This is a genomic window from Micromonospora sp. NPDC007230 (assembly GCF_042869115.1).
In the GTDB taxonomy this organism is placed as follows: Bacteria; Actinomycetota; Actinomycetes; order Mycobacteriales; family Micromonosporaceae; genus Micromonospora.
The window spans coordinates 250,447-266,826 of record NZ_JBIAFE010000010.1; the positions used below are offsets into that span (position 1 = coordinate 250,447).

15 protein-coding genes, 1 tRNA gene and 1 other RNA gene are annotated in these 16,380 nt (G+C 70.7%); 12 read left to right on the forward strand and 5 right to left on the reverse strand.

From position 1 onward, the window contains the following. The first annotated feature begins 422 nt into the window (after window positions 1–422). The 10 genes from pruA to ACFYML_RS17085 all read left to right on the forward strand — a co-directional run bounded on the left by pruA (window position 423) and on the right by ACFYML_RS17085 (window position 9,215). Window positions 423–2,051, forward strand: a complete 1,629-nt coding sequence (gene pruA / locus ACFYML_RS17040) for an L-glutamate gamma-semialdehyde dehydrogenase (protein ID WP_387421506.1) — start codon at window positions 423–425, stop codon at window positions 2,049–2,051. Window positions 2,052–2,226: 175 nt separating this feature from the next. Beyond that, window positions 2,227–2,745 carry a helix-turn-helix transcriptional regulator gene (locus tag ACFYML_RS17045; RefSeq protein WP_387421507.1) on the forward strand — a complete coding sequence of 173 codons (519 nt, stop codon included), beginning with the start codon at window positions 2,227–2,229 and terminating at the stop codon, window positions 2,743–2,745. 62 nt (window positions 2,746–2,807) lie between these two features. After that, window positions 2,808–3,929 carry a peptide chain release factor 2 gene (gene prfB / locus ACFYML_RS17050; protein ID WP_387421508.1) on the forward strand — a complete coding sequence of 374 codons (1,122 nt, stop codon included), beginning with the start codon at window positions 2,808–2,810 and terminating at the stop codon, window positions 3,927–3,929. A gap of 118 nt (window positions 3,930–4,047) precedes the next feature. Continuing rightward, the gene (gene ftsE, locus ACFYML_RS17055) at window positions 4,048–4,728 is read left to right on the forward strand and encodes a cell division ATP-binding protein FtsE (protein ID WP_073832794.1); all 681 of its coding nucleotides are present in this window, start codon (window positions 4,048–4,050) and stop codon (window positions 4,726–4,728) included. A gap of 73 nt (window positions 4,729–4,801) precedes the next feature. Then, a complete protein-coding gene (ftsX, locus tag ACFYML_RS17060; RefSeq protein ID WP_387421509.1) occupies window positions 4,802–5,677 on the forward strand; it encodes a permease-like cell division protein FtsX in 876 nt (291 codons plus the stop codon). Window positions 5,678–5,875: 198 nt separating this feature from the next. Continuing rightward, window positions 5,876–6,355: an SsrA-binding protein SmpB gene (gene smpB / locus ACFYML_RS17065; RefSeq protein ID WP_357436629.1), complete on the forward strand. Its 480-nt coding sequence runs from the start codon at window positions 5,876–5,878 to the stop codon at window positions 6,353–6,355. A 104-nt stretch (window positions 6,356–6,459) separates the two neighbouring features. After that, window positions 6,460–6,835, forward strand: a transfer-messenger RNA (tmRNA) gene (gene ssrA, locus ACFYML_RS17070). 87 nt (window positions 6,836–6,922) lie between these two features. Continuing rightward, on the forward strand, window positions 6,923–7,576 hold the full coding sequence (locus ACFYML_RS17075; protein ID WP_387421510.1) for a hypothetical protein: 654 nt from the start codon (window positions 6,923–6,925) through the stop codon (window positions 7,574–7,576). 124 nt (window positions 7,577–7,700) lie between these two features. Then, a complete protein-coding gene (locus ACFYML_RS17080) occupies window positions 7,701–8,171 on the forward strand; it encodes a hypothetical protein (protein ID WP_387421511.1) in 471 nt (156 codons plus the stop codon). A 39-nt stretch (window positions 8,172–8,210) separates the two neighbouring features. After that, complete coding sequence (locus ACFYML_RS17085; protein WP_387421512.1) at window positions 8,211–9,215, forward strand: hypothetical protein; 1,005 nt, start codon at window positions 8,211–8,213, stop codon at window positions 9,213–9,215. 3 nt (window positions 9,216–9,218) lie between these two features. Here the strand turns inward: ACFYML_RS17085 and mdlC are convergent, their stop codons facing one another. Both mdlC and ACFYML_RS17095 read right to left on the reverse strand, forming a co-directional pair. Continuing rightward, window positions 9,219–10,814, reverse strand: a complete 1,596-nt coding sequence (gene mdlC, locus ACFYML_RS17090) for a benzoylformate decarboxylase (protein WP_387421513.1) — start codon at window positions 10,812–10,814, stop codon at window positions 9,219–9,221. Between the two features lie 141 nt (window positions 10,815–10,955). Then, complete coding sequence (locus ACFYML_RS17095; RefSeq protein WP_387421514.1) at window positions 10,956–11,759, reverse strand: S-methyl-5'-thioadenosine phosphorylase; 804 nt, start codon at window positions 11,757–11,759, stop codon at window positions 10,956–10,958. A gap of 152 nt (window positions 11,760–11,911) precedes the next feature. Between ACFYML_RS17095 and ACFYML_RS17100 the strand changes: the two genes are divergently transcribed. Further along, window positions 11,912–12,502, forward strand: a complete 591-nt coding sequence (locus ACFYML_RS17100; protein WP_387421530.1) for a YqgE/AlgH family protein — start codon at window positions 11,912–11,914, stop codon at window positions 12,500–12,502. An 87-nt stretch (window positions 12,503–12,589) separates the two neighbouring features. Continuing rightward, a tRNA-Ala gene (locus ACFYML_RS17105) sits at window positions 12,590–12,662 on the forward strand. A gap of 96 nt (window positions 12,663–12,758) precedes the next feature. On the opposite strand, the gene ACFYML_RS17110 is transcribed toward ACFYML_RS17105, so the two are convergent. The 3 genes from ACFYML_RS17110 to ACFYML_RS17120 all read right to left on the reverse strand — a co-directional run bounded on the left by ACFYML_RS17110 (window position 12,759) and on the right by ACFYML_RS17120 (window position 15,870). After that, window positions 12,759–13,109, reverse strand: a complete 351-nt coding sequence (locus ACFYML_RS17110) for a tyrosine-type recombinase/integrase (protein WP_387421515.1) — start codon at window positions 13,107–13,109, stop codon at window positions 12,759–12,761. Between the two features lie 100 nt (window positions 13,110–13,209). Beyond that, window positions 13,210–13,677: a hypothetical protein gene (locus ACFYML_RS17115; RefSeq protein ID WP_387421516.1), complete on the reverse strand. Its 468-nt coding sequence runs from the start codon at window positions 13,675–13,677 to the stop codon at window positions 13,210–13,212. A gap of 1,860 nt (window positions 13,678–15,537) precedes the next feature. Beyond that, window positions 15,538–15,870, reverse strand: a complete 333-nt coding sequence (locus ACFYML_RS17120; protein WP_387421517.1) for a hypothetical protein — start codon at window positions 15,868–15,870, stop codon at window positions 15,538–15,540. Window positions 15,871–16,380: the final 510 nt, after the last annotated feature.

The window sequence follows — 16,380 nt, forward strand, 5'->3', positions numbered from 1 at the left end:
CGGTCGATGCCGACCCGGGCGGCGCCCGCCAGCGGGTGGCGACCGGCGCTCGGCGGCGCCTGAGACGGGCGGGTGGGCCCGGCGCCGGGGCGGTGCCGACGGGATCCGCGGCGCCCTCACCGCCCGGCCGACGATGCGGACGGCTGGTGACGGATCGTAGGCAGGAATGGTTGCGGGCTGAGGGATCGTCGGGGCGGAGACGGTGGCTGCCTACGGTCCGGTGTGTGCCGGTGCGTCCGGGTGTCGGCTGCGGGCGGGGTTCGCCGGGGGCGGCGGGGGTGGAGCGGGGGGTGTCGCATGGAAGAATTGGCCGAGGTCCCGCCGCCGCACCGGTCCGCCGCGCGGTGCTCGGCACCCGGCCGTCCGGTCGGTGCCCGCGGGTCCGATTTCGCCACCGCCGCCGAGATCGCACAGGAGCCGTGATGGACGCCGTGTTCTCCGTACCCGAGCCGCGCAACGAGCCGGTCCACACCTATGAGCCCGGCAGCGCCGACCGGGAGCGGCTCCAGCGGCGGCTGACCGAGTTGGCCGCCGCGCAGATCGAGCTGCCGATGACCATCGCCGGTGAGCAGCGGATGGCCGGCGGTGATCCGATCAAGGTGGTCCAGCCGCACAAGCACGCCCACGTGCTCGGCATCACCGGGCACGCCACCCACGACGACGCCCGTGCCGCAGTCAAGGCCGCCAAGGACGCGGCCCCGATGTGGCGGGCGCTGCCGTTCGAGGAGCGGGCCGCGATCTTCCTGCGCGCCGCCGACCTGCTCGCCGGCCCGTGGCGGGACACGCTCAACGCGGCCACCATGCTCGGCCAGTCCAAGACGGTGGTCCAGGCCGAGATCGACTCGGCCTGCGAGTTCATCGACTTCCTCCGGTTCAACGTGCACTTCGCCCGCAAGCTGCTGGCGGAGCAGCCGATGTCCTCGCCGGGGGTGTGGAACCGCTTCGACCACCGGCCGCTGGAGGGCTTCGTCTACGCGGTCACCCCGTTCAACTTCACCGCGATCGCCGGCAACCTGCCGTCGGCGCCGGCCCTGCTCGGCAACACGGTGGTCTGGAAGCCGGGCCCGACCCAGCAGTTCGCCGCGCACTTCACCATGCGGCTGTTCGAGGCGGCCGGGCTGCCGCCCGGCGTGATCAACATGGTCACCGGGCGCGGCGAGGAGGTCTCCGACGTGGTGCTCGCCGACCCGGACCTGGCCGGCATCCACTTCACCGGGTCGACCAAGGTGTTCCAGCACCTGTGGCGGACGGTCGGCGAGAACATCGCCCGCTACCGGGGCTACCCGCGGCTGGTCGGCGAGACCGGCGGCAAGGACTTCGTGGTCGCGCACGCCAGCGCGGACGTGGACGGCCTGCACACCGCGCTGATCCGGGGCGCCTACGAGTACCAGGGCCAGAAATGCTCGGCCGCGTCGCGGGCGTACGTCCCGCGGTCGATCTGGGAGGGTGGGCTGCGGGACCGGCTCGCCGCCACCGCCGACTCGCTGGCGTACGGCGACGTCACCGACTTCCGCAACTTCGGTGGTGCGGTCATCGACGACAAGGCGTTCGGCCGGCACCAGGCCGCGCTGGAGCTGATCAGCGGCGACGACACCTGCCGGGTCCTGGCCGGCGGCACCGCCGACGACTCGGTCGGCTACTTTGTCCGGCCGACGCTGTTCGAGTGCTCCGACCCCGCACACGAGACCTTCACCACCGAATACTTCGGGCCGATCCTGGGCGTGCACGTCTTCGAGGACGCCCGGTTCGACGAGGTGGTCGCCCAGGCCGAGGCGATCGCCCCGTACGCGCTGACCGGGTCGATCTTCGCGACCGACCGTCGGGTGGTCGACCAGGTGGCCGAGAAGATGCGGTACGCGGCCGGCAACTTCTACATCAACGACAAGCCGACCGGTGCGGTGGTCGGGCAGCAGCCGTTCGGCGGTGCCCGGGCCAGCGGCACCAACGACAAGGCGGGCTCCTGGCACAACCTGGTCCGCTGGATGTCGCCGCGGACGATCAAGGAGACCTTCGTCCCGCCGACCGACCACGGGTACCCGCACATGGCATGACCTGCTGATGGTCGCCGGTGACGCACGGAGCGTCACCGGCGGCCGGCCGGCAGGGGAGGGCGTGGACGTCCCCGGCGGACTGTCGTCGGCCGACAGTGCACATCGGACGACCCAACGGGTGGCGAAAACCGGAAATCCTGGACGCCGGGTCGGGCGAAGTGGCAGCTTAGAGGGCATGGCGGAATCCGGAGTCAACCCGACGGCCGCAGCCCTGCTGGGTCTGCTGCACGAAGGACCGATGACAGGCGGCCAGTTGATGGCCGCCGCCGAGCGGCGGCTGGCGCCGTACTGGTCGATGACCCGCAGCCAGGTCTACCGGGAGCTTCCGGTGCTGGCTGAGAAGGGGCTGGTGCGGCTCGGCAAGCCCGGGCCGCGGATGAGCCAGCCGTACGCGCTCACGGCGGCCGGGAAGCGGACATTCTCCCGCTGGCTGGCGGAGAACCCCGGGCGGGACACGATCCGTAACCCGACCGCGTTGCGGATCGCGTTCGGCGACCTGCACTCGCCGAGTCAGCTCAAGAACCTCTACGCCTCGGCGAACGAGTACCACTCCGAGGCCCTCGCGGCGGCGCGTGAACAGGCCAAGAACGCCAAGAAGGACGGCGAGGCGTACGACGCCAGCGCGCTGGAGTTCGCCGTCGCGTACCACAAGGCGGCGCTGTCCTGGCTCAAGTCCGCCCCGGTCGGCGGATGACCAGCGCGGGTAGAGGCATCTGAGGTGAGCGGACGCCGAGCGGCCAAGTACGCTTGTCTGTCGTGACTGCTGCCGACTACGCCGAACAGCTCAAGGAACTCGACGCCACCCTGCGCAACATCGAGGCCGTCCTCGATCTCGACAAGCTGCGCGAGCAGAAGGGCCGCCTGGAGCAGGAGGCCTCCGCGCCTGATCTCTGGGACGACCAGGCCAAGGCGCAGCAGGTGACGTCGCAGCTGTCGTACGTCAACGGCGAGATCAACAAGCTCTCCGACCTCCGCGCCCGGCTAGACGACGCCGGCGTGCTGCTGGAGTTGGCCCAGGCCGAGTCCGACCCGGGCACGCTCGCCGAGGTCGAGGCGGAGATCACCGGGCTGACCAAGGCCATCCAGGAGATGGAGGTCCGCACCCTGCTCTCCGGGGAGTACGACTCCCGGGAGGCGCTGGTCGCCATCCGGGCCGGCGCGGGTGGCGTGGACGCCGCGGACTTCGCCGAGATGCTGCTGCGGATGTACCTGCGCTGGGCCGAGCGGCACGGCTACCCGACCGAGGTCTACGAGACCTCGTACGCCGAGGAGGCGGGCCTCAAGTCGGCCACCTTCACGGTCAAGGTGCCCTACGCGTACGGCACGCTGAGCGTCGAGTCCGGCACCCACCGGCTGGTCCGGATCAGCCCGTTCGACAACCAGGGGCGGCGGCAGACCAGCTTCGCCGGCGTCGAGGTGCTGCCGGTCGTCGAGCAGACCGACCACATCGAGATCCCCGAGAACGAGATGCGGATCGACGTCTACCGTTCCTCCGGCCCGGGCGGGCAGAGCGTCAACACCACCGACTCGGCGGTGCGGATCACGCACATCCCGACCGGCATTGTGGTCACCTGCCAGAACGAGAAGTCGCAGCTGCAGAACAAGGCCTCCGCGCTGCGGGTGCTCCAGGCCCGGCTGCTGGAGCGCAAGCGCCAGGAGGAGCAGGCCAAGCTCCAGGGCCTGAAGACCGACGCCGCCGGCTCGTGGGGCGACCAGATGCGCTCGTACGTCCTGCACCCGTATCAGATGGTGAAGGATCTGCGTACCGAGCAGGAGACGGGCAATCCGTCCTCGGTGTTCGACGGTGAGCTGGACAGCTTCATCGAGGCCGGCATCCGGTGGCGTAAGCAGCAGCAGCTCAGCGCTGACGGTGCGTGATCCCGCTCCGACGGAACGCGTCGTCGATCTCTGGGTGACCGGCTGAATCGATGACGCGACTCGCTTCGGCGGGGCGTGGGGCTTGGCTCTCCGGTTACACCGCGTAGACTCTCGACCCGTGATTCAGCTTGAGCAAGTGACGAAGACGTACCCGAAGGCGTCCCGGCCTTCGCTCGACAACGTGTCCGTCTCGATCGAGAAGGGCGAGTTCGTCTTCTTCATCGGTCCATCCGGCTCCGGCAAGTCCACGATCATCAAGATGCTGCTGCACGAGGTCACCCCCAACAAGGGGCGGGTCGTCGTCAACGGCAAGGACGTCACGTCGATGCGCTCCTGGAAGCGACCCCACTTCCGGCGCTCCATCGGCTGCGTCTTCCAGGACTTCCGCCTGCTGCCGAACCGCACCGCCTACGAGAACGTGGCGTTCGCGCTGGAGGTGATCGGCAAGACCAAGGCGGTCGCCCGCCGGGTCGTTCCGGAGGTGCTGGAGCTGGTCGGCCTCGGTGGGAAGGAGCACCGCTACCCCCACGAGCTCTCCGGTGGTGAGCAGCAGCGGGTCGCGGTGGCCCGGGCGTTCGTGAACCGGCCGCTGATCCTGCTGGCGGACGAGCCCACCGGAAACCTGGACCCGGACACGTCGATCGAGATCATGCGCCTGCTGGACCGGATCAACCGCACCGGCACGACCGTCGTGATGGTCACACACGACTCCAACATCGTGAACCAGATGCGCCGTCGCGTCATCGAGATCGAGAGCGGCCGCATCGTGCGCGACCAGGCTCGCGGCGTCTACGGCTGAGCCGTCGCCCCGCTGACGATCCGTAGATCCTGACGACGAACACCTCACGCCGGAGAGCCGGAGGAATTTCCCGATGCGGATGAAATACGTCCTTTCCGAGGTACTGGTCGGACTGTGGCGCAACGTCACCATGACCATCGCGATGATCATCACGATGGGTGTGTCGCTGTTCATGCTGGGCGGTAGCGGCCTTCTCTACCAGAAGGTCGGCGACATGAAGGACCTCTACTACGAGAACGTCCAGGTCTCGATCTTCCTGAAGACCGACGTCAACGACCAGCAGCGAGGCGACCTCGAGGCCAAGTTGAAGTCCGACCCGCTGGTCAAGGAGGTCACCTACGTCGACAAGACGGAGGCGTACAAGCGCTTCCAGGAGATGTTCCAGGACGCGCCCGACCTGATCAGCGCGGTCAAGGAGGACAGCCTCCCGCCGTCGTTCCGGATCAAGCTGAACAACCCGGAGCAGTACAAGAGCATCTACGACGAGTACAAGACCGCCGAGGGGATCGACACGATCGTCGACCAGAGCAAGCTCCTCGACAAGGTCTTCAACGTCCTCACCGGCATCCAGAACTTCGCCCTGGCCATCGCGGTGGTGATGGCGGTCGCCGCGTTGCTGCTGGTCGCGAACACCATCCAGGTCGCCGCGTACAGCAAGCGGCGCGAGGTCGCGGTCATGAAACTGGTCGGTGCCTCCAACTGGTTCATCCAGGCCCCGTTCGTGCTGGAGGCCATCGTCGCCGGCCTGATCGGTTCGATCCTCGGCCTGCTGGCCCTGATCGGCCTGAAGGTCGTGGCCGCCGGCGGGTCGATGGCGGCCGTGGAGGGCCTGATCACGCCGGTCTCCTGGTCCGAGCTCTTCCTGATGTTCCCGCTGATGGCCGGCGTCGGCGGCCTGGTCAGCGCGGTCACCGCCTGGGTCACGCTCCGCTTCTACCTGCGGGTCTAGTCAGCGCGACGGCTCTCCGAGGGCCCTCCCGCGCCGGAATAAACGGCGCGGGAGGGTCCTTGTCAATGAGGCTTGTTCAGGCGGCGCTGACCACGGCCTGGTGTGCCCGGCGGCAAGAGCCTGAATAAGCCTCATTCGGGTAGCATGATCCCGCTCCGCGGCCGGCGGTCGCGGACGAGTGGAAGGGAGGTGGCGCCGATGCCACGGGAAAAGGGCCGCAAGGTGGTCGCCTCCAACAAGAAGGCGCGCCACGACTACGCCATCCTCGACACCTACGAGGCGGGCATGGCGCTGACCGGCACCGAGGTCAAGTCGCTGCGGGCCGGCCGGGCGTCGCTGGTCGACGCGTTCGCCCAGGAGCGTGACGGCGAGCTCTACCTGCACGGCATGCACATCCCGGAGTACACCCAGGGCACCTGGACCAACCACGAGCCCCGGCGTACCCGGAAGCTGCTGCTCAAGCGGCTGGAGATCGACCGGCTGATCGGCAAGACCCGGGAGAGCGGTCTCACCATGGTGCCGTTGCAGGTCTACTTCTCCGACGGCTGGGCGAAGGTGGAGATCGGCCTGGCCCGGGGTAAGAAGTCGTACGACAAGCGCCAGGACCTTGCCAAGCGGGACGCCGACCGGGAAATCGCCCGGGTGGTCGGCCGGCGCGGCAAGGGCATGGACGACTGATTCCTCCCCCGATGTCCCGATCCATGATCGGGCGGGCCTCGGGATGAATCCGGTTGCGGCAGGCGTTAGGCTTGGTGGTGCTGCCGACAGGGGCAGCCCTTCGAGGGGGTGACTGGTTTCGACTTCGTGCGTTGCGGCAGGGGAAGCGAGCCGAGGAAGCCGACGTCGTCTCGTGAATCGGTCGTCGGAAACCAATAAGCGCCAAGAACAATCGCGCTGACTTCGCTCTCGCCGCCTGAGGCGAGTAGCAAGTCTGTCGGCCTGGGAGCGCCTTCGACCCAGTTAGCCGGCATCAGCTAGAAGGCTGGCCAATCGGACCCGGTCGCGGGGTCCGTGCGGCGAGATCAATCAGCGACTGGGCCCGTCACACCGACTCGCTCGCGTGATCGGTGGGGCCGAGTAGAGGCACAGCGAGCTGCGCTCGGAGAAGCCCTGACAAGGCGGCGAAGGACCCGGGTTCGATTCCCGGCACCTCCACCACCTGACCTGTGCGCCCCGGTCCACCCGGACCGGGGCGCACAGTCGTCTCCGGCCCCGTTGCCGCCGGCATCTAGGCTGCCCCGTGTGATGAACGAGAAGCTCCGGCTCTCCGTGGGCGCCGCGTCCGGCCAGCGCGCCTTCGCGGCGGTGGTGGGTGTCCTGTGCACCGCCTTCGGGGCGGTGTTCGTGCTGCTGCCGGTCTTCGCCGACCGCCTGCTGAGCCGGCTGACCGGCGTCGGCGACCCGTTCCCGTCGTACGACGAGGCGCGGGACCTGCCGCCCGACATGCTCCCACCGGCGTTGAACGACAGCGCTCCGGCAGGGCCTGTCCGGTTCGTCGGGCTCTGCGGCCTGCCGATCGTGCTGCTCGGCCTCTATCTGCTGCTGCGGGTGCTGCGTACCGCCATGTGGCTGGAGGGGACCCGGGCCTCCGTACGCGGCGCGCTCGCCACCCGCACCGTCGACCTGGCCACCGCCGAGGTGCGGGGCGGGGCGGTCGCCTACCGGGGCGGCAACGACGCGGTGCTGCGGGTGCCGACCGTGGTCGCCCGCGACCGGGAGACCGGCCGACAGGTCACCATCCCGTTGCAGGGCATGGGGCTGGCCACCCTGCCGCCGTACGAGCTGCGGGCGCTCGCCGACGCGATCACCGCCGGCCGGCCCGACCAGGGCCGGGACGCCGACGCGCACGTCCTGGCCGGTCAGCTCCGCAGCATGGCGGGCAATCCGCTGGGCCGGTGAGGCCTTTGGGACAGCTGGGGCCGGTGGGGCGAACGGGACAGATGAGGCACCGGATGACCCTGGACAGCCCGCCCGACCAGGTCCACCATCGCTGTACGCGGAAGCGCAGCAGCGGGAGGTGCCCATGGTCACCGGTCCGATCCAGCAGCCGTCCACCGTCGCCGCGGCGGGCCGACCGCCCGCCGCGCGCCAGCCGGGACCCGCGCTCCCCGGCGACCTGCACGCCCTCGCCCGGGTGCTCGCCGGGCCGGCCGAGAAGCCGCGCTGGCGGGAGCACCTCGTCGTCCAGCTCGGCCCGGTCCGGCGCGGTTTCGCCGAGCACGTCCGGCTCACCGAGGGCCCCAGCGGCCTCTACGCCGAACTGCTCCTCCAGGCGCCCCGGCTGGACCGGGGGGTACGCCGGCTGACTCACGAGCACGCCGCCATCGCCGCGGCGCTTCTCGCCCTCCAACGGGCCGTCGAGCTGCCTGGCGTGCCCGTCGAGGAGCTGCGGGAACGGGTCGGCCACCTGCTGCGGGCCCTCGACCGGCACCGGCAGCGGGGCGCGGACCTGCTCTGGGAGGCGTACCAGACGGACCTGGGCGGAGAGACCTGACCAGCGGAACCGCGGGCAGGGGCGCGCCGTCCAACTGGCATGCATCGCACGATCGCTCTGCTGGGGTTGCCGCTGCTGCTCCTCGCCGGCTGCGCCGCGCCCGGCTCCGCTCCTGCCGGGCCGTCGGTCGATCCTCTCGACCACCGCTGGGAGGCGTTCCACCAGCGGGCCGGGGAGGTGGCCGACGCCTGGCGGCCGGGCGAGGTGTGGCGCAGCGGCTACGTGCCGATCGAGGAGGCCACCGTGCTGACCGGTGAGCCGGGCTTCAACGGCGACACCAAGCAGGCGTTCCTCCGCGGCTGGTACCGGGACCAGATCGCCCTGCCGACCGCCACGCCGGCCGACGGGACCATCCGGTTCCCGGACGGCACGCTGCGGGTGCCGCTGGTCAGCGCCGCTGAGGCGTACACCCAGCTCCACCAGGGCGACCCGCCGACCTGCGACGGCCGGCCGATGGCACCACCCACCACCGGACCGGGGCGGCTCAAGGACGGCGGGCCGACCGTCGAGCCGGGGCCGGACGGCCTGCTGCCCACCCGCCCGGGGCCGGACAGCCCGGTCGCCACCCACGTGGACACCCCCTGTATACCGCTGACGGTTACCGGGGTGAAGCTGGGCAGCGCGCCGGTGCGGACCAGCCGGGGCATCGCCGAGGTGCCGGCCTGGCTGTTCACCGTGGCGGAACTGCGGGTGCCGGTGGCCCGGCTGGCGGTCGCGCCGCGCGCGGTCGGCACCCGACCGGAGGCCGTGGCCCCCACCCGGCCACTCCCCGACGGGCTGGTGGCCGTGCAGTCCCTCGACCCGGTGGACGGCGCCCGCCTGGACTACCGGGTCGGGGTGGGCGCGTGCGACGGTGGCCTCACCCCGCTGGTGCTGGAGCGGGACGACGTGGTGGTGCTCGGCGCCGGGGTGGTCCGGTCCACCGGAATCTGCACGGCGCAGCTGGCGATGAAGCCGGTGAGCGTCACCCTGAAGGCCCCGCTCGGTGACCGGGTGGTCCTCGACGTCGGCAGCGGCACTCCGCTCATCGTCTCCCGGCGGTGAGCCTCACAGGATCCGGGGCAGCTCGGTGCTGATCGGCGCCGGCAGCACCGTCGGCCGGTCGGCGGCCAGCGCCGCCTCGAGCGCCTCTCCGAGCTGCTCCAGCGGGTCCACCACGGCGGACGCGCAGCCGTAACCGTGGGCGATCGCGGCGACGTCCAGCCCGGGCAGGTCGAGCGCGGGCACCCCTGGGGTGTGCTTCAGCTCGGCGAACGCCTTGAGGATGGCGTACTGGTGGTTGACCGGGACCACGACGGCGAGCGGCAGGCGCAGCTGCGCGGCGGTCCACAGGGCCTGCACCGAGTAGTGGAAGGAGCCGTCGCCGACCACGGCCACCACCGGTCGGCCGCGCCCGGTGTCCCGCTCGGCCAGCGCGATCCCGACCGCTGCCGGCAGCCCGAACCCGAGACCGCCGCTGGCCATCGTGAAGTACGACCGTGGCCGGTTGATCCGTAGCTGGCGGCGCAGCGCGGCCAGGTTGGACGGTGACTCCTGCACCAGCACCCCGTCGGCCGGCCAGTGCCGGGCCAGTGCGGCGAACAGCGCGTCGGCGCTCGGCGGGCTGGTGGCCTCGGGCGTCGCCGGCTCCGCGCGGTCGGGTGGTGCTGGCCGGTCCGTGGGCGGCAGCAACTCCATCAGGCCCGCCAGGGCCAGCCCGGCGTCGCCGAGCAGGCTCTCCCCGACCGGGGCGCGGGCCGACTCGTCCGGGTCGTCGGTGATGTGCAGCAGGCGGGCGTCGTCGGGCAGGTAGTCGCCGGGCACGTGCGGGTAGTAGCGGAACACCGGGGCGCCGACCACCAGCACCGTGTCGTACCCACGTAGCGCCTCGGCGAGCGGACCTATCGCGTACGGCAGGACTCCCCGGAAGTGCGGGTGGTCCTCGGGGAAGACGGCCCGCTCCGGCGCCGGGGCGGCCCAGACCGGGGCGGCCAGCCGTTCGGCGAGCGCCACGGCCGCCGGCCAGGCGTCGGCCCGGTCCACCGCCGCGCCGAGCACGAGCACCGGGGCGCGGCTGGCCGCGAGGGTGGCGGCGAAGCCGCGCAGCCGGTCCGGGTCCGGGGCGGTCCGGGTGGCCACCGTCCGGACCTGCGGGGGCGGATCGGTGGGCTGGTTCCAGTCGTCCATCGGCACGGAGAGGAACACCGGCCCGGTGGGGGGCTGCACCGCCGTGGCGTACGCGCGCATGAAGGCCGCCGGGACGTCCTGCGCGCGGGCCGGCTCGTGGGCCCACTTGACGTACGGCTGGGTCAGCTCCGCCGCCCGCCGGCTGGCCAGCCGGGGTTCGAGCAGCAGCATCTCCCGGGTCTGCTGGCCGGCGCTGACGATCAACGGGGTCTTGTTGTGCCAGGCGGTGACCAGATTGCCCATCCCGTTGCCGGTGCCCGGGGCGGTGTGCAGGTTGACGTGCGCGGGCCGGCCGGTGGCCTGGGCGTACCCGTCGGCCATGGCCACCGCCGCCGCCTCCTGCAGCGCGTGCACATAGCGGAAGTCGGCGGGGAAGTCGCGGAGGAAGGGCTCCTCGGTGGAGCCGGGGTTGCCGAAGACGGTGGTCAGCCCCAGGGCGCGCAGCAGGTCGTACGTGGTGTCGCGGACCGTTGCCATCGCCGACTGCCCCCCGTCCCCCAACGGTGCGGGGAGACGGCCCGATGATCAGTTCCCCGACGAACCGAATCTATCCGGCGGTTGCCTGCTTTTCGGGCGCTTCCCGAGTCTCGTGGCGGCGGTGGCCGGACCGGCCACCGGTCAGGGCAGCGGGAACGGCAGTTTGATCCCGTCGAGGGCGTGCCCGCACGGGCAGTCCCGCTCGGACGGCAGCGCGGCGACCGCGTCCAGCAGCACTCCGCGCAGCCGGTCGGTGTTCTCGGCGAAGACCCGGAACACCTCCTCCTGGGTGACCGACTCACCGGCCGTCACGCCCGCGTCCAGGTCGGTGACCAGCGCGATCGACGTGTAGCAGAGGGCCAGCTCGCGGGCGAGCACGGCCTCCGGGTGGCCGGTCATGTTGACCACCGTGCCGCCGATCGAGGCGAACCAGCGCGACTCGGCCCGGGTGGAGAAGCGCGGCCCCTCGACCACCACCACCGTCCCGCCGTCCACCGCCGGCACGTCCCGCCCGGCCGCCGCGTCGAGCAGCGTCCGCCGGCCCACCGGGCAGTAGGGGTCGGCGAACGAGACGTGCACGGCGCCCTGGTCGTAGTAGGTCTGGGAGCGCCCGCTGGTGCGGTCGACGAGCTGGTCCGGCACCACGAAGGTGCCCGGGCCCAGCTCGGGGCGCAGCCCGCCGACCGCGCAGGGGGCGAGGACCTGGCGTACGCCGAGGGAGCGCAGCGCCCAGAGGTTCGCCCGGTACGGGATCAGGTGCGGCGGGTAGCGGTGGTCGCGTCCGTGCCGGGGCAGGAACGCCACCCGGCGACCGCCCACCTCGGCGATGGTGACCGCGTCTGACGGTGCTCCGTACGGCGTCTGCAGGACGTGTTCGGTGGCGCCGTCGAGCAGGGCGTAGAGCCCCGACCCACCGATCACCGCCAGCTCGGCCGTTGGACCCATCGGTGCTCCCTCGATCCTGTCGCGATCACCCGCCCGTCAGACCTTAGTCAGCGGGCGAGCCGCAGGCTAATGTGCGTGGCATGGTGTTGACCGCGCGGATGGTCGACGACGTCGGATGCGCCGCACGGGCGTACGGCTGACGGGTGTCGGACATGCAGGGTGAGGGACAGGCGATCGGTGGCCGAGCCATGGAGTCCATGAGCGGGCGGCTGCTGGTCGCGACTCCGGCGCTGAAGGACCCGAACTTCGACCGTACCGTGGTGCTGCTGGTCGCTCACGAGGCCGGCGGCGCCCTCGGCGTGGTGCTGAACCGGGCCACCGAGGTGCCGGTCGCCGATGTCCTCGGCGACTGGAGCGACCTGGCCCGGGACCCGGCCGTGCTCTTCGAGGGCGGCCCGGTGCAGCCCGACTCGGCCATCTGCCTGGCCCGGATGCGCCACCCGGTCAAGCCGGTGAAGGGCTTCCACCGGGTGTCCGGCGCGGTGGGCACCATCGACCTCTCCGTCGACCCGGAGCGGCTGCGCGAGGCCATCGGCGGGATCCGGGTCTTCGCCGGGTACGCGGGCTGGGGCGCCGGCCAGCTCGAGCGGGAGATCGAGGAGGGGTCCTGGTTCGTCCTCGACGCCCTGCCCGGGGATGCGTTCGTCGACCGGCCCGACGACCTCTGGCCCATGGTGCTGCGCCGGCAGGGCGGCATGATGGCGGCGGTGGCCCACTTCCCGCCGGACGTGGCGCTGAACTGAGCGGCGGGAGGGTACCCCGCGAGATGACCATGCCGGCCGGCGTGTGTATAGTTCTCTGCGTGCCCGGGCGACCGGGGACGACCGCAAGGGGCCGTGGCGCAGCTGGTAGCGCACCACACTGGCAGTGTGGGGGTCAGGGGTTCGAGTCCCCTCGGCTCCACCCAAGCAAAAAGCCCTGGTGGGGGACACAATCCCCCACCAGGGCTTTTCTCGTTTCTGCTGCTCTCGGGCCGCTGCGTGCCAGAACTGTGCCAGATCAGGCGCTGATCTTGCCTCTTGCCTCCTCGATGAGCGCGTCTAGGGCGGCGGCGATGGCGTGATCGCGGTCACGGGTGGCGTGTTGGTAGATCATGGCGGCGCGCGTGCTGGAATGCCCGATCCGCGCCATCAGCTCTTTGAGGGTCGCGCCGCTCTGCGCCGACCACGTGCTGCCGGTGTGGCGTAGGTCGTGCAGGTGCAGCCCGAGGCTGTCCGGGATGCGGGCGGCGGCCAACGCCTTCCGCCATATCCGGTTGAAGTTGCGGCGGCGCGGGATGCCACCCTGCGCACCGAGGAACAGCCGCCCGTTTGGGCCGTCCTCGGCGAACTGCGCCAGGTGCGATTCCACGTCCGCCCGCAGCCCGGCCGGCAGACTGATCGGCCGCTTTCCCGCCTCCGATTTCGGACCGTCGTCAACCTGCGTCCCGTCGGCGCTAGCGGCGCTCGACCTAGCGGGTTATCACTGGCCGGGGGTCAGCTCCCGGGATGGGGAACTCCAACTCGCTGCGGATCTCCACGAAGTCGTTGCCAGGAGGGCCTAGGCGCTCCTTAAAGCTGAGGAAGGTGACCGTGCCGACGCTGATCTGATCGGCCCAGGCGCACATCGTGACGTAGTACTGGTCGTCGCGGCCCCTACCGCACCGAGCCACACCGCCCAAGGGGCCAGGGTCCACCGCTCGGATCTCACGCACCCGGGGAAACAACCTGAAAACCTTGTCCAGCGTTGCTTCCTCGTCCCGCACGGTGCCGGCCACAGCGTTGACCAGCACCGCATAGTCGGCGTCGGTTTCGCCGTTGTATCCGCGTGCCGCAACGTCCCGCAGGTCTTCAACCAAGCGACCAAGTTGCCTGGCATTGGACACGTTGACCAAGGACAACGGACGGTCATCCAACTGAGAGCGATTGTCGAGCTGCATCGGTAGCTCTAGTCGGGCTCGCATCGTGGACGGGCTAGGGGCGGGCTGAACCGACACGGAGGCGGAGGGTGCCGTAGGGGGTTGCCCGGACTGAGGCGAGCAGCCAAGCACAGCGCCCGCGACCATCACGGTCAACACTCCCCGAGCGGCGCGCCAGGCGTGTTCCCCGGCGATGGCTCTTCCCATGCCCGGCTCCCTATCGATCAACAGTCGGACCGGGACGATACAGCAGCTACCGGCTCAGTAGCGCACCGTGATCCGGAGGAGATCGTGAGGGCTGATGCTTGCCGGCCATGTCACGCAGGTCCTGATACCGCTCTCGCACACAGGTCCTGAGACCGGACACGGCTGCCGGCAAATGTCGGGCTCTGCGAAGGGAAACTGGGCCGCTACGGGCCGAGTTTCCGGGAGCGGGCCATTCTGGAGGTCGCCGAGGCACCGGCTGGCGAAGGCGATCCAACCGCTCGTCGGTGGCGGTACCCAAATCGGCCGGATCGACGGGTTCTCGGCCTGGGCCGACAGCCAGATGCCTTCCGCTCTCTCGCCGACCGCCGTCCTGGTCACTGGCGGCAACCGGTGGGTAAACACCTTCCGGCCCGGGTCGTACCGCATCCGAGCCTCGCCCTGGTAGTCCGCTCCATAGACCCCGTAGCTGAGCGTAACCACAATGGCGGCGATGTCTGGGCCCGTCTCGTCCAGCCGGACGACCACCTCGGGCCGCTCCGGCGGGTCCGGCGGTGTACAGGAGAGCGGATCCGCTCGGCTTGGGGTCGCGACTACCGACCGGACCCCGGGCATCCGTTGTGCCGCCGTCCCGATGGGGGTTGCCGAGGCGGAAGGAGACACCACGGTCGCCCGGGTCGGCGTCGGCGTAGGAGTGCCGGCAAGTGTGCCCGCTGCCGCTGGCGGAGACATGGTCATTGCCGGGGACTTGCCCGGCACGGTGCTATCTCGCTCTTGGTCGAAGCAGCCCGACAGGGCGGGCAGCAGGAGCAGACAGGCCGCGACGGCTACGCCCCGCCGTCGGCGCAGCACGGCGATGATCGGCATGCGGGGAGGATAGAGCTCGGACACGCCGTTCGCCGACCTCAGTCCCAAACAGCAGCTGAGATCTCCAACGCTCCGCGGTTCGATCACGGCCAACTCCACCAGCACTCGGCGGTGTGTCACCCATCAAGTGAAGCCACCGTGTCAACCATCAACCGGAGTCGGACACACGGCTGCCGGCAAAGTTGGTTCAGACTTTCTGTACGTCTTCAAGGCGGCCCTTGACGGCCGCACGCGCCGCCGCCTGGGCGCGCGTCGGCCGCTGCCGCTGTCGCTCTGCGGCCGTCACGCCTGATGCCCGGCGGCTGGCGCGGAGGGCGGGGAGCCCGGGGCCGCCGCAGACGGGATAGCGGGCAGAGGGGTGGAGGTTCGTCGCCGGCAGCCGGCCGCGCCGCGCCTGAGCAGCGCGGCGCAGGGAGGGCGCGCGCCGGGTCCGCGCGGCAAGCCCCAGGCATGGGGGCGGTGGCCGCGGAGGGCATGCCGGTCGTCCAGGAGCCGGCTCCGCAGCCGCTCAGGGTCAGGTCAACCGCTCACCTGGGAGGGGGAGGGGTGGCCGCCGGTGGCCAGCTCCGACCCCGGGAGCCGGGCCCGTGCCGGGCGAGGTTGGGTCAACTGCGCCACTGTGGCGGTGTCCGCCGGGGGCGCGGTCCGTGACACGAGAGCCGACTCAGTCTGTCCCGACAGCGCCCGTACGTGCGTCAAGGCCGTCCTGACGTGGCGGGTCCCGACGGTGGCCCGCTACCGCAAGGGCGGGTCGACGGCGCGGGATGGCGACGCTCTCGCGGTGTTTCGCGCCTGTCGGGCGAGGCCGCTTTACTGCGACTCAGCCCACGCGTCGACGGCTGCGGCGAACTGTGCGGCCGGAAGCCTCACGATGACGACGTCGCCCGATGATCGTCCGCTCTTGGAGACCTCAAGCCCAAGCAGGGCGAGATCACCAGCGCGAAGCCGAGAACGAACCTGCTCGCAGGTTTCCTCAGCCGTCGGTCCCTCCTCGTCTCGCTCCCAGGCAGCGACGGCAGCTGAGGCGAGGCTCTTGGGGATCGTGCACTCCACGTACGGGACCACGGAAACCAGGTGAGCCCCGATCTTGCCCAGGACGTCAACGTCCCGCCGGTACCGCTCGTACTCCGGTGGCTCAGCCATACCGGCACAGTACCCAGGGTCTAAGCCTCCGCTCGTCTTGGACCGCCTGGTCCAGGTCGGGATGGATTGGGTGCCGGGTACGTGGTGACTAGCTGGGTGACGACCGGGGTGGCCGACGCCGGACGCCCACGGACGATGGTGGACTGTTCCGGCAGCTCAGCACAGATGCTCGTCCAGCTCAAGCGGCCCTGATCGTTCTTTCACACCGAACGAGTCGCAGTGTCAGCGAGGGAGTTGAGCCGTGGAAGACAGTGAACTCCGTGCGAGGTGCCTCATCCTGGTACGGCTGATACGAACGGGGACCGCATCCCAAGAGGATGGTGACGGGTGGTTCCAGGAGTTGGAGCGCCTCAAGCCTAACCTCGGCCTTTCACGGCGATCGTGATCTTCGATGGGTGGTGAGTCGGTAGATATAGCGAAGTGCCTGCCACGTAAGGAAAACTGCCCGGTGTCGAGTCGTGCAGGTTCCCCGCGTGAGAGGCACTTCGTAGGTGCAGATTACCCAGTGGT